The organism is Mucilaginibacter calamicampi (assembly GCF_042676765.1).
Lineage (GTDB): Bacteria > Bacteroidota > Bacteroidia > Sphingobacteriales > Sphingobacteriaceae > Mucilaginibacter > Mucilaginibacter calamicampi.
Map to the genome: position 1 here is coordinate 764654 of NZ_JBHTHU010000005.1, position 14285 is coordinate 778938.

The following is a 14285-nucleotide window of genomic DNA, read 5'->3' on the forward strand; positions in this document are numbered from 1 at the left end:
AATAGTACAATCAGAAAATCAGATCAACTCTTTCCGCGAAGCTGTAAAGCAGCGGTCTGATGGGTTAATGCATTTTTTTATAGCAGGTTATTTCTTTGTAGGCCTGTTGTTAGCCTTTTTTTATGATACTTGGTTTATAGCCTTAGGTGTAGGGGGGATTTGCTTGTTAGCTTATTACTCTGTTAAAATTTTATTACCTGCTTCAAATCTATATCAATATGTTTTAAGCGCGGTATTCGGCGTTTTTATGGCCCAGTTTATCTACCAGATGCATGGTTTATTTGAAATACACTTTTTTGCCTTTATAAGCAGCGCCATACTCATTACCTATCAAAATTGGAAACTGCAAATGCCGCTATTAGTTGTGGTGTTTTTACATCACGCCATTTTTAGCTACTTGCAAAATGTTGGTATCGCCAACGTATATTTTACGCAGTTGGCATATTTTGACATGCAAACCTTCGCCATTCACATCTCACTAACTATTGTAATTATGATGATAGGTGGTTTATGGGCCTATCAGCTAAAAAAATATGGTGAAGTCTTTATAACACAGTCGCAAAAAATGAGCGAACTGCAAAAAGAAGCACAACTTTCTATTGAACGTAAACACAATACAGAGGTATTAACAGGTTTAAACAATAGTCTGCAAAATCAGGCAAGGGCGTTGGCCCGGTCAAACGAGGAGCTGGAGCAATTTGCTTATGTAGCCTCGCATGATTTACAAGAACCTCTGCGGATGGTATCAAGCTTTATGGCAAAGCTGGAAGAAAAGTATGGAAGAAATATAGATGAAAAAGGCAAACAATACATGCACTTTGCCATTGACGGAGCTACGCGCATGCGACAGATTATAATGGATCTGTTGGATTTTTCGCGCGTGGGCCGAACAGAGGATAAATTAGAAAAGATTTCTGTACAAGATATAGTAGTCGAAATTATGGGTTTCTATCGTAAACAAATTCTCGAAACAAATGCTGTTATTAAATATTCCAACTTGCCAGTTTTAACAGGTTTTAAAGGTCCGTTACGGCAAATCTTCCAAAACCTCATTGGTAATGCATTAAAGTATCAAGTACAAGGTAATACAGCTTTAGTGGAGATAAGTGCCATGGAAAAAGAAAGTTATTGGCGGTTTATTATTAGAGATAATGGAATAGGGATTGCACATGAAGATTTTGAGCGAATCTTTATCATATTCCAAAGATTGCATAGCAAAAGTGAGTATCCCGGAACGGGAATGGGTTTGGCAATAACAAAAAAAATAGTTGAAAACCTAGGTGGCAAAATATGGGTTGAATCAAATGTAAATTTAGGAAGTAAGTTTTATTTAGATATACCTAAGATAAGTCAATTGCTAACCTGATTTTTGTATTGCTTTAATAAAAACTTATGTACAAAGCAAGTTGAATGGAATAAAATATTATATTGATGACTATTTTCTAATAAATAAGATAGGAATGTGCTTCACAATCAATTAGATATTATTTATGAATGATATACTAATCACCTCAATTGCTTAAAGTAATCAGACTTATCCATTTTGTTCATTATTTTAATTTTATTCCTTTTTAGTTGTTTTCTACATCATTTAAACATAGATTTAATAACCTGCCAAAACACTTTATTACGATTCAAATAACCAATTGCTATATATGGCAAAAACCAACGAACCTGCTAAATACAGGAACCAACCGACGTCAGACAGCATTATCGGTAACGATAAAACTTTCCGTAAACTAATAGAAAATAGCTATTCTGGTATTGCATTGTTGAATCGTGATCTGGAGACCATTTACCGCAGCCCGTCAGCCGAGCGCATAAACGGGTGGACTTTAACTGACCGGATGAAAAGCACAACGGATGAATTAATACATCCCGACGATAAGGAAATGGTTTATAGCGTTTTACGCGATGTATTACAGAGTCATGATATCCCTAAACGCTGCGTTTTTCGATCCAGACATTACAATGGCCATTATATCTGGATTGAATGTGCTTTTACCAATATGTTTCACGAGCCTGACGTAAATGGCATAGTTTGTAACTTTATAGATATCACTTCACAAAAACTGGCCGAGATAGAACTGCAAAAAACAGTTAATGAACTATGTGCTTACAAATATGCATTGGATGAAGCCGCGATTGTGGCGATAACAGATCAAAAAGGAAAAATCATACATGTAAATTCCAATTTTTGCAAAATATCAAAATATTCCAAACAGGAACTCATTGGGCAAGATCACAGAATTATTAATTCCAGTCAGCATGAGAAAGAATATATCCGCAATTTATGGGTAACTATAGCTAATGGGCATATTTGGAAAGGAGAATTAAAGAACAAAGCTAAGGACGGAAGCTATTATTGGGTAGACACCACAATTGTTCCTTTTTTAAACGACGATGGTAAGCCCTATCAATACATTGCCATACGATCTGATATTACGCAACGAAAAAAAGAAGAAAGTCATCTTCGTCTGTTGGAGTCAGTAATAACCAATACAACTGATGCCGTATTAATTACCGAAGCCGAGTCATCAGATGAGGGCGGTCCTAGGGTAATTTATGCCAATAATGCGTTTACTGAAATGACCGGCTATACCTCAGAAGAGATAATTGGTAAAACACCCCGTATGCTTCAAGGTGAAAAATCTGATAAACAGGAGTTGGACAGATTAGGCGTAGCTATGCGTCAATTTGAACCGTGCGAAATAACTATTATTAAGTATAAAAAAAGCGGAGAGGAGTTTTGGGTGAATTTTTCTGTAAGTCCGGTAGTAGACGAACAGGGAAACCATACCCATTTTATATCTATTGAGCGTGATATAACCGAAAGGAAAAAGTCTGAGCAACAGATAGCGCAATTGAACGAGCGTTTTACATTAATATCAAAAGCAACAAACGATGCATTGTTCGAGTGGAATTTTGATAAAAAAGAGATATGGTGGAGCGAAAGCAATTTCAATATTTTTGGCTTTGACCCTAATAAACCGATACCTCCACGCGAAGAATGGTTGGCAAAGCTCACGCCCGAAAGCCAACAGGTTATAACAGAAACGGTAAAAAATATTCTGCAAAATAGCTTAAACAACTGGCAATACGAGGTTGATTATCACAAAAGTGATGGTACTCTTGGCACACTATTAAGCCGGGGATTTGTAATCAGAAATGAGCAAGGTGCGGCAAAAAGGATGTTAGGCTCTTATCAGGATATTACCCAACAAAAAAATGAGGAACGGCAACGCCTTGATTTAGCCGAAGCGGTGGCAGCATCATTAACAGAACGCAATACCATATTAGAGAGCATCGGTGATGCCTTCTTTGCACTTGATAAAAACTGGGTAGTTACTTACTGGAATAAAACTGCCGAAAGTGCAGTATTGAAAACGAAAGAAGAGGCGATGGGGCGCAATCTGTGGGACGTGTTTCCAGATGCACTTGATTCTAAATCGTATAAGCATTATCATGAGGCAATTGCAACGCAACAATCTGCACATTTTGAGGACTACTACAAAGCAACTGGTAAGTGGTACGAAGTTAGCGCATATCCTTCTGCCAGCGGTTTATCTGTTTATTTTAAAGATATAACGGAACGTAAAACTTCTTTTATAAAGTTAAATGAACTTAATCAGAATTTAGAAAAACAAGCAAAAGATCTGGCGGTATCCAATGCCGAATTAGAACAATTTGCTTACGTAGCGTCACATGATTTACAGGAGCCTTTACGGATGGTTACAGGCTTCCTGACCCAATTAGAAAAAAAATATGGCACAATCATAGACGATAGGGGAAAGCAATACATTCACTTTGCTGTTGACGGTGCTAAACGCATGCGACAGATCATCTTAGATCTGCTGGAGTTTTCGCGAGTGGGGAGGGCAGAAGATGCTTATGAAAGCGTTGATATTGCCAAACTAATTAATGATACTATTGCCCTGTACCGTAAACAAATAGAAGATACCGGCGCTGTCATTGTGGTTGACAACTTGCCCGTTATTCAAACGCTTAGGGTTCCACTCAGGCAGGTATTCCAAAATCTGATAAGCAATGCACTAAAATACCAAAGCAATGGCAACCCGGCACGCGTCAAAATATCATTCGAAGAAGATCAATCATACTGGAAATTCGCTGTAGTGGATAATGGCATAGGCATCGATTCAGAATATTTTGATAAGATCTTCATAATATTTCAACGGCTGCATAATAAAGACGAGTATAGCGGAACAGGTATGGGGTTGGCCGTTACAAAAAAAATTGTAGAAAGTTTAGGAGGCCGCATCTGGGTAGAATCAGAAGAAGGCAATGGCAGCACCTTTTATTTTACTATTGCAAAAACTGATAAACCATGAAATCAATACATATTTTACTAGTAGAGGATAACGAAGGTGATATTTTGTTAACTACAGAAGCTTTAGAGGAGAGCAAAATTATTAATCAAATTACTGTTATAAGGGACGGAAAACAAGCAATTGATTATTTTGAAAACGTAAATGGCGCTGACATACCGGAACTGGTGTTACTCGATATTAATTTACCTAAAAAAAGTGGGCAAGACGTATTATATTATATAAAAACCCATAGTTCTTACAAACAAATACCAGTAATCATGTTAACGACATCTTCCTCAGACAAAGATATTACGGCTGCCTATAAGAACCATGTAAATTGCTATATAACAAAGCCAATAGAAGTAGAGGATTTTATGAAAGCTATTGCAAAAATAGAAGACTTCTGGATCAATATAGTGTCAATTCCTAAGGAGTAAATATGGTAAGTGACGATATAAAATATCATATTTTAGTAGTTGAGGATAATGAGGGCGATTTTGTTTTGGTAGAAGATTTGCTCTTTGAACGGATAAATGCTCCAGTTATTCATCACGCTATAACCTATAAAGAAGCTTGCTCTTTTTTGGTAAAATCTCGAGCCAAATTTGACGTTATTTTATTAGATCTTTCCTTACCCGATAAAACAGGCGAAGTACTGATTAAAGAGTTATTGGATCGTTGCTTTAACATCCCACTAATTGTTTTAACTGGATATGCAGATTTTGCTTTTGGCGTAAAGTCCCTTTCGCTTGGAGTGTCTGATTATATTTTAAAGGAAGAGCTTACCTCCACGTTATTATATAAGAGCATAGTTTATAGTTTAGAACGCAAGAAGGCAATATCTACTCTGGAAGCATCGGAAAAAAAATACAGCGATCTCTTTAATCTAAGTCCGTTACCAATGTGGGTTATCGATGTTGATACCATGCGGTTTTTGAACGTCAATGAAGCGACGATTAAACATTATGGATATAGCTACGAAGAATTTTTGAACATGAAGTTAAACGATATCAGGCCTGAGGATGAGATCCCGCACCTAATTAACGCACTCGTTGAAGACCGGCAAAGTCAGGATGATCCTTCACAAAGGACAATGACACACCGATTAAAGAGCGGCGAACTGAGAAGTGTTGACATTCAAATAGCGCCAATTATTTACAAAGGGTCAAACGCGAATATTGTCATCGCCACAGATATTACGGACAACCTCAGTTATATCCAAGCAATTGAAGACCAGAATTTAAAATTAAAGGAAATATCATGGATGCAGTCCCATGTCATTCGCGCACCGCTGTCACGAATAATGGGATTGATACCATTAATAAAAAACGAAGGGGCTTTTGAAGAAGATAAAGACAAAATGCTGGATTTTTTAACCCAGTCTGCCGAAGAATTGGACGAAGTAATAAAGAGCATTACCGACAAAAGCTGCAAAGCTGACTATGAGTTGCCGCGTAAAGATGCGTATTAAACCTACAGGCCAGGTAATGTTAGAAATCTAAAAATGCTCCGCAGTAATAGTTTTGCTTTGACTATGATGCCTCAGCTGACACATGCGTTGGCAATGATAATCATTAATATAAACAATGATTTTTATCATTATTTAATTGCTAACACGCAATTAATTTTATCAAAAACGCAAAAGCAATGTTAGGTGAGTTAAATAATCAGCAAATTGAACACCTGTTAAAACAGCAGGTTACCGGTAGGATTGCCTGCCATGCAAACAGTATAACTTATATTGTTCCGGTTAACTATGTGTATGATGGTACATACATTTACAGCCACTCCTCTCCCGGAAGAAAAATTGAGATAATGCGGACGAATCCCCAGGTATGTTTTGAGGTGGATGATATACAAAACATATTTAAATGGCAAAGTGCGATAGTTTGGGGAACATTTGAAGAAGTAACAGATATAAGCGAAAAGCAGCGCATCATGCAATCCCTTATTCATCGAATTATGCCGCTGTCCATTCACCCTACTAACCATCCTTCTCATGGAATTGCTGAAAGCGACAGCGATATAGGTATTAGTGTTGAGTTGATTGTTTACAGAATAGCTGTGAACAAAAAGACCGGCCGGTTTGAGAATAATTGATTACTAATTAAAAGGCGAACGCCTTAGCAAATGTCTGCTGCGCTTACATGTGTTGCAGGCATAGCGTTTTACAGGCAGCCAAAACAAAAATATCTTTACGGGCAAGGCACGTTCAATCCAGGCATTATAAGGCTGCTTGCATTTATTGCAAAGGGGTAAATTATTGTACTTATCAGCCATCGTTGTTAACCGCGCTCTAAAAGAAACTTAAATGGTTTAATGGCTTGTTTAGGCCGAAGATCAAACTGCCCGATGCTTTTTTCACGGATCAGGTTTACTGCCTCGTCAATGTCATCAGTTACTAAAAACAAACGAGTATCCGTGGCGTCAATAGTCTTATCTTTCTTCATCTGTTCAATATGCTCCAACAGATCTTTATGATATTCTTTACCAAAAATAATCACGGGAAAATCTTTGATCTTATGTGTCTGTATCAGGGTAAGTGCTTCAAAATATTCATCAAGTGTGCCATAACCTCCGGGCATTACCACAAAGGCGTAGGAGTATTTTACCAGCAATACTTTACGTACAAAAAAGTGCTTCATGTTTATCCACTTATCCAGGTACGGATTCGGATGTTGCTCAACCGGCAATACTATGTTACAGCCCACGGAGCGTCCACCGGCTTCTTTGGCACCGCGATTGGCGGCCTCCATTAAACCGGGTCCGCCGCCGGTAATTATAGTAAAGCCTAATTTGGATATGGCTGCGGAAAGCTTTTGGGTCATATCATAATAGGGGTGACCATCCTTAAACCTGGCAGATCCAAATACGGTTACGCAAGGGCCTATAAAATGTAGCGCTCTGAAACCCCTGATCAATTCCATCATTGTTTGAACCGTGAATTTGAATTCCTTCCATCGCGAATGCGGGCCATCCAAAAAAATAATTTCGGCTTCTTTCATTTTAATTACCGATATGTTTAGCTTTAATAGTTCAAATTTGGCTAAAATGAGAGCCACACAGGAATGACGTTAGTCATTCCAAAAAATGACAAGTATCACCATATAAATAATATGACCGTGGTCACTTTTTTGGTTAATGCTTATCATTATTTGCCAAATAGTTATTCACCAATTTTGTGACGACGGTCACATACACATTTATATATGGAAAGCGCGGCGCTGTTAAAAGCAATTATTGAAAACGCCATTGATGGTATTATAACCATTGATGAAAGAGGTAAGATTGAGTCAATCAATCCGGCAGCGTGCAAGCTATTTCAATATGCGCCCGAGGACGTAATAGGAAAAAATGTTAACTGTTTAATGCCGCCGCCAGACAAAGAGCGCCACGACGAGTACATAAGCCGATACCAAAGAACGGGCGAACCGCATATTATAGGCACAGGCCGCGAGGTAACCGGTTTAAAAAAAGATGGTTCGGTATTTCCATTCAGGTTGGGGGTAAGCGAGGTGCAATATTCGGGTAGGAAAATATATAATGGCTTTATACACGATCTTTCCCGCGAGAAAGCAGCTGAAGAAAAGCTAAGGGATTACACTACAAAGCTGGAAGACCAGGTGACGGAACGTACCCAATCGCTACAAAGCACGGTAATGGCGCTTGAGCTGGCTAAGGAAGAGGTTAGTCAGTCTTTAGAAAAAGAAAAAGAACTTAGCCAGCTCAAGAGCCGGTTTGTGTCTATGGCGTCGCACGAGTTTAGAACGCCATTAAGTTCAATTCAATTGTCGGCTGTATTGACCGAAAAGTACGCCCAGCAAAATGATGAGGCCAATATCCACAAGCATATTGGTAAAATAAAAAATTCAGTAGCTAACCTTACTTCAATTTTAAATGACTTCTTATCGTTAGAGCGCCTGGAAGCGGGCAAAGTTGAGCCTGTTTACGTTGAGTTTGATATGGTAAAATTTGCCGAAGAGATTACCGAGGAAATGCAGTTGATAGCCAAGCAAAACCAAAACATAGTATATCAGCACACGGGTACCACAAGCAGCGTAATGCTTGATCAAGCATTGTTGAGAAATTGCGTGATCAACCTGATAAGTAACGCCATAAAATACTCGGGCGAAAATACTTTTATTGAGTTTAACTCAGAGATAACCAGCCATGAGCTTATCGTAGTGATAAAAGACAATGGCATCGGTATACCTGATACTGACCAAAAGCATTTGTTCGAGGCCTTCTTCAGGGCACATAACACCGGCAATATTCCGGGTACCGGGCTGGGTTTAAATATCGTAACCCGCTATGCGGCGTTAATGCAGGGCAAAATAGAATTTGAAAGCAAAGTCAATCAAGGTACCTCATTCACCATTTCTTTTCCGATACAACATGAAAACCGTACTAATAATTGAAGATAATAACGATATCCGCGAAAGCACAGCCGAAATATTGCAGCTTACCGGTTATAAAGTATTGCAGGCCAGTAATGGTAGAATAGGCGTTGAGATTGCCACGCAACATTTGCCCGATATTATTTTATGCGATATTATGATGCCCGAACTGGACGGTTATGGCGTATTATACCTGCTCAACAAAAATACAGATACCGCCACTATCCCTTTTATTTTTTTAACGGCAAAGGCAGAACGTATTGATTTTAGAAAAGGCATGGAAATGGGTGCCGACGATTACCTTACCAAACCTTTTGATGATATGGAACTGCTTAAGGCTATTGAGAGCAGGCTGGCACGAAAGCAACAGCACGAGGCATTCTTTACTAAATCCCTGCAAAACCTGCAGTTGCTTGCTTCGGGCTCGGGTAAAGGGATAGCAGAACTTAAAAACCTGATAGCAGGAAGAAAAATAAGACAGGTACGCAAAAAGCAAATACTGTATTATGAAGGCGATCAGCCCCAGGGCCTGTATCTTGTTTTAGACGGGTCAATACGTACCTATAAAATAGCCGAAGACGGCAGGGAACTGATGATGAACCTTTATAAAACCGATGATTATTTAGGTGTACACGCCTTGCTGCTGGACGAAGCTTACACCGAAAGCGCCGAAACTTTGGATGATACAGCCGTTTGCATGTTACCCAAAGATGCGGTGATGAATTTAATGAACCGCTACCCCGATGTGAGTGTACAATTTATTAAAATTTTGGCTAACAATATTCTTGAAAAAGAGGAACAGTTATTACAGCTGGCCTATCACTCTGTACGCAAGCGGCTGGCACAAACATTGGTTAAATTAAGCACCCAATTGCCGGACCCTACGCAATTCAAAATTTTGCGCGATGAGCTGGCGGCAATGGCGGGGATGGCAACCGAAACGGTTAGCCGCACGCTAAGCGACTTTAAAGACGAAAAACTTATTGAGAAAAAAGGCAGCCATATACAGATTTTGGATATTAACCGACTGATGAAAATGAAAAACTGATATTTATCATTTTTTATGCTGATGGCGCTCATAGCTCCACCGAGCAGGCATTCATAGTTTTGTACAAAACGCGAAACGATGAAAGTGGTTGCCTATAGTATACAAGCATTTGAGAAAGAATTTCTGATAAAAGCCAATCAGAAGAAGCATGATATAACACTGATATCAAACAGGCTGACGGATGAAACAGTTGGGTTTGCTGCCGGCAAAGATGCTGTTATTGTATTTGCCACAGACGATGTATCTAAAAATATTGTAGAAAAACTGGCAGCCTTTGGCGTAAAGTTTATTACAACACGCTCTGCAAGTACAGAGCATATAGACAAGCAGGCAGCTGGCGCTTTTGGAATAAAAGTAGCTAATGTGCCTCCGATAGACGAAAGTGCCTCACTTACCACAGAAACTTTACAGGATACAGCCGCCAAAACCATTAACAATTTAGATATGTGGCAACAGCAAAAATGTGTTGGTAACGCCTGTGCCTGTGCAAAAAACTGCCGCGCTATTCCGGATAATATTTTGAACAAAGAATAGCACTGCCATGAAACCCGATAACCTGTTAGAAAAATATACCGTTGCAGCCCCACGCTACACCAGCTATCCCACTGTTCCGTATTGGGATAAGGCTGAGTTTGACACGCAGCGTTGGAAGGATACCGTTAGTGCTACCTTTAAAAGCAGCAACCAGCGCGATGGCATAAGTGTTTATATTCACTTACCATTTTGCGAAAGTTTGTGCACCTACTGCGGCTGCAACACCCGCATTACCAAAAACCATAATGTTGAGGAGCCTTATATACGAGCCGTGCTCACAGAATGGAAGCTTTACTTAAATGTCTTTAAAGACAAACCCGTAATAAAGGAGATTCACCTGGGTGGGGGGACTCCAACATTTTTTAGCGTTGAAAATCTATCGGCCTTAATAAATGGGATACTGGAAAATAGCGATGTCCATCCCGGAGCTGAATTTAGTTTCGAGGCGCATCCGGCTAACACTACCTATCAACATCTGGAAACACTATACAAATTGGGTTTCAGGCGGTTGAGTTTGGGCATACAGGACTTTGATCCGCGAGTTCAGTTTATCATCAACCGCATTCAAACTTTTGAACAAGTTAAGGAGGTTACTGAAGATGCCCGCGCGATAGGCTACACCTCCATTAATTTCGATCTTATTTATGGGCTTCCTTTGCAAACAGCCGGGGGATTACGAAAAACCATTGAACAGGTAAGTGAATTAATGCCCGATAGAATAGCATTTTACAGTTACGCGCATGTGCCGTGGATTAAGCCAGGCCAGCGCCGTTTTACCGAACAAGACCTGCCAGATGCCGCTACCAAGGCCGAACTTTATAAACTGGGCCGCAACTTGTTTGTTGGTCTGGGCTACATGGAAGTGGGCATGGACCATTTTGCCCTACCTACTGATAGCCTGTTTTTAGCCGATAAGGAAGGCACTATGCACCGCAACTTTATGGGCTATACACATCAGTATACTCAGTTATTGATTGGCCTGGGTGTTTCTTCTATTAGCGACTCGTGGAATGCTTATGCGCAGAATGTAAAAACCGTTGAGGAATATTTGGCTCTTTTACAACAAGGTGAACTGCCCGTTTTTAAAGGTCATTATCTTACAAGCGAAGATCTCATCATTCGTCGGCACATGTTGAATATAATGTGCAAAGGCAACACAGTATGGAACTTTACAAAGCAACCTTTTAAATCCTTTTTTGCTAGTTTAAAGCGTATGCCTGAACTTGCCAATGATGGGCTGATTGAGTTTAACGCCGTACAACTTAGCGTTACCCCCGCCGGCAAGCAATATCTCCGCAATATATGCATGGCATTGGATGCCCGCCTTTGGGTAGATAAACCATCCGCACAGCTGTTCAGTATTGCTGGGTAGGCTTAGGTTGCGCACTGTTCCGGAGCAGGTGGAACAAGTGAAACACTTTAGAAAATGATATTTTTTTAAATACTTGACTTACAGTGATTTGCCGATATTCACTGAAACACACCGACGCTACTTTTAAGTCAGTGAATTTAGCTTAAAAACAACCGCAATTAATTCATTGTCAATTTATTGAAAACTAATGTAACCTAAGCTATCGGACCGCTTTTGGAACACCCGCGCGCTGAGTGATTAGTATCACTAAAGTATATACAAGCCAAACCGGCTCAAGGGCTGTTAACTCTCTGAGCCGGCTTCTTTTTAGTATTCCAATAACTTACATCTTAAGCATTCCCAGTCGCTCTTCAGAAATAGCAAGGTCATTTAACATCTGTTCCAGGTATTCCCTGGTTTGATCGCCGATGGTGGGGATAAGCGTTTTATAATAAGCTATGCCCTGTTGTAATTGCTCTTTAAATTTAAGCAGATACTTGCCTTTTTTTTCATTCAGGTTATCCAGGTAAATGCTGATATCTTTTTTAAGGTAATCAATATACAGGTTCAGCTCATTAATAAACATATGCGAACGAGGCACAGTTGCTAGCAGATCTGTGCGGTTATAAATATGATCTATCATTTCATCAAGCGTGTATACTTTTGAAAAATAGGCCAGGTTAGGACCGGGGCAAACAGTTACTGCCTTGCTCTCGCGCGGCTTTAGCATGTCATTTTTAATATATGCCGATGCGCATAGACCTTCGCACAAGCATATCTTTTCGGTTACCGCGTTAAACTCACGTTCATAAGCTTCTGGCGTTAAACTTGAATTTTGTAATTGCTTAATTTTTAAATGCTGATACTTGCGCGATGCGGTACAAATAGGTTGGGTAGTGAACTCGGTATTGGTTACCAAAAACTTTTTATTGCATGGGCTCCCCGGTCGTCCTTTGGCTATACGCTCCACACGCAGCTTTTCGGCGGTGCTTCTTCTGAAATTGTTAAACAATATACCCAACGGAGACGAGGCGCTAACATAATAATCATCACCGGTGGCTGCTGCCAGTTGCTGCAGTGTAGTTTCGTCAACATTGGTAGCTTCGGGCACTAATAAAAACGGGCTGCCCCAGCCGGTTGCATCCAGGTTGTAGTATTTCAGCATAAAATCGTTTTCAGCAGCAGTTCCAATACCTCCTTGCGCGCTTACGCGCTGCAAAGGCACAACTTCTGTTAACAGGTTTTTAACCATTAGTGCATCCTGGTATAAAAAGAAAAGTTCGCCCAGCATTTCACTTCTCTTGTTTTTAAATTCCTCCAAAATAGGCCCCATTAACAGGCCGTCAGTAGCAAAAGCATGGCCGCCGCAGTTAAGTCCGGATTCTATGCGGAACTCTGACACCCACAAACCTTTTTTGGCTAAAAACTTAGCCTGTATAAATGCTGAGCGATAGTCGCTAACTTTCAGGATGATCTTTTTACGTAAATGGCCGTGTTCATCAGGAAAAAAATCGGCAAACTGCTCAAGGTAACTATACAATTTAGGGTTCATCCCTGCCGATAATACTAATGAAGAATGCAGATCGCTTTGCGCAAAACCACGCAGTGCGGCAAGGGCATCGGTATTGGTATCGCCGGTGTAGTTACCATTTGCATCAAAGTTCATTTTATCTACCTTGGCCATTATATTTACATCAATAGATCCTACTCGCATCTTATCCCGTAAAATATTCTGAAATATCCGCTTGCTGGGGCTATCCGGGTATTCAGTCATTAATTCATAGCCCTGCTTAAGCGGTGCTGAATCAGGCAAAAGCTTAAAGTAACGGTCAAGGTCACTGTCAGCATTAAAAGGTAATTTTTTTAGTTGGTCAAATTGCTCGTTTACCAATTGGTTAAGCAGGTTAAGGTAAGCGGTTATGCGCCTGGCCCGGCTATCAGGTTCGGCTTTTGCTATTGGTTTGCATTCGCGGTTATGTTTACGTGTGTGATGCAGACGCATGCGTTCAACTAACTCGTCATCAACGACAGACACAACGGAGTTAATACCATAGCGCCCTACTTTTAAAGGTGTATCTACAGAAAAGCCTAAACCTAATACCGGGATATGAAAAGTGTGCGACATGTTTTATTGGTTTTGAAAAATTAAACATCAAAAAAAGCGGCTGTTAAACCGCTCAATTTAATTAGGGTATAAGGGATCTTTAAAAAATTAGGGTTGCTAAGACCATTAACACATGTATGGCTATTGAGGCGGCAAACAAACCCAAAGTTGTGCGTATTCCTGATCCGCCCATGTTGGCCACAATATTGACGAAGAAGACAATCATGGTAATACCTAATATGGCTACCGGCGCTCCAAAGTAATAGATCAATACAACCGGCAGGGGTAATATAGATACACCATGCACAACAAGGTTAACAAAGAACCATAAGGTGCGGTTGGGTTTCTGGCTATCGGCAAAAGCGGTTAGCTTGCTCCAAATGCTTACATTATCAGTAGTTGAAGATTCGGTTTGTGCCCATTGTTGCGGAAGTGTTGTTTTTATAGTTGCCATGTTATTTGTTATTTTGATATAACAAAAGTGGTTAATAAGCGCCGCGCGGCACATGACAGTAATCAACCC

Annotated in this window: 12 protein-coding genes; 9 read left to right on the forward strand and 3 right to left on the reverse strand. The window is 40.0% G+C overall.

Annotated features, from left to right (window positions below):
* Positions 1-67: 67 nt before the first annotated feature.
* From ACFQZS_RS09065 to ACFQZS_RS09085, 5 genes are all read left to right on the forward strand, one after another.
* Complete coding sequence (locus ACFQZS_RS09065) at positions 68-1366, forward strand: sensor histidine kinase (RefSeq protein ID WP_377099411.1); 1299 nt, start codon at positions 68-70, stop codon at positions 1364-1366.
* A 289-nt stretch (positions 1367-1655) separates the two neighbouring features.
* Entirely contained in the window at positions 1656-4349 is a 2694-nt protein-coding gene (locus ACFQZS_RS09070) for a PAS domain S-box protein (RefSeq protein ID WP_377099413.1), read from the forward strand.
* Positions 4346-4765 (forward strand): response regulator, encoded by a 420-nt coding sequence (locus tag ACFQZS_RS09075; protein WP_377099415.1) that lies wholly within the window; start codon positions 4346-4348, stop codon positions 4763-4765. The genes ACFQZS_RS09070 and ACFQZS_RS09075 overlap by 4 nt, the downstream gene beginning before the upstream one ends.
* Positions 4766-4767: 2 nt before the next feature.
* The gene (locus ACFQZS_RS09080) at positions 4768-5799 is read left to right on the forward strand and encodes a PAS domain S-box protein (RefSeq protein WP_377099417.1); all 1032 of its coding nucleotides are present in this window, start codon (positions 4768-4770) and stop codon (positions 5797-5799) included.
* A 176-nt stretch (positions 5800-5975) separates the two neighbouring features.
* Complete coding sequence (locus ACFQZS_RS09085) at positions 5976-6428, forward strand: pyridoxamine 5'-phosphate oxidase family protein (protein ID WP_377099419.1); 453 nt, start codon at positions 5976-5978, stop codon at positions 6426-6428.
* Between the two features lie 185 nt (positions 6429-6613).
* Here ACFQZS_RS09085 and ACFQZS_RS09090 read toward each other — a convergent pair whose 3' ends face one another.
* Positions 6614-7333, reverse strand: a complete 720-nt coding sequence (locus ACFQZS_RS09090) for an LOG family protein (protein ID WP_377099421.1) — start codon at positions 7331-7333, stop codon at positions 6614-6616.
* 204 nt (positions 7334-7537) lie between these two features.
* Here ACFQZS_RS09090 and ACFQZS_RS09095 point away from each other — a divergent pair, with 204 nt between their 5' ends.
* The 4 genes from ACFQZS_RS09095 (at position 7538) to hemN (ending at position 11679) form a co-directional block, all read left to right on the forward strand.
* Positions 7538-8746, forward strand: a complete 1209-nt coding sequence (locus ACFQZS_RS09095) for a PAS domain-containing sensor histidine kinase (protein WP_377099422.1) — start codon at positions 7538-7540, stop codon at positions 8744-8746.
* Positions 8724-9773 carry a response regulator gene (locus ACFQZS_RS09100; protein WP_377099424.1) on the forward strand — a complete coding sequence of 350 codons (1050 nt, stop codon included), beginning with the start codon at positions 8724-8726 and terminating at the stop codon, positions 9771-9773. Before ACFQZS_RS09095 ends, ACFQZS_RS09100 begins: the two co-directional genes overlap by 23 nt.
* Before the next feature lie 78 nt (positions 9774-9851).
* On the forward strand, positions 9852-10307 hold the full coding sequence (locus ACFQZS_RS09105) for a lactate dehydrogenase (protein ID WP_377099426.1): 456 nt from the start codon (positions 9852-9854) through the stop codon (positions 10305-10307).
* A 7-nt stretch (positions 10308-10314) separates the two neighbouring features.
* Complete coding sequence (gene hemN, locus ACFQZS_RS09110) at positions 10315-11679, forward strand: oxygen-independent coproporphyrinogen III oxidase (protein ID WP_377099428.1); 1365 nt, start codon at positions 10315-10317, stop codon at positions 11677-11679.
* Between the two features lie 322 nt (positions 11680-12001).
* Here hemN and ACFQZS_RS09115 read toward each other — a convergent pair whose 3' ends face one another.
* Positions 12002-13783, reverse strand: a complete 1782-nt coding sequence (locus ACFQZS_RS09115; RefSeq protein ID WP_377099430.1) for a hypothetical protein — start codon at positions 13781-13783, stop codon at positions 12002-12004.
* Between the two features lie 79 nt (positions 13784-13862).
* The gene (locus tag ACFQZS_RS09120; protein WP_377099432.1) at positions 13863-14216 is read right to left on the reverse strand and encodes a hypothetical protein; all 354 of its coding nucleotides are present in this window, start codon (positions 14214-14216) and stop codon (positions 13863-13865) included.
* Positions 14217-14285: the final 69 nt, after the last annotated feature.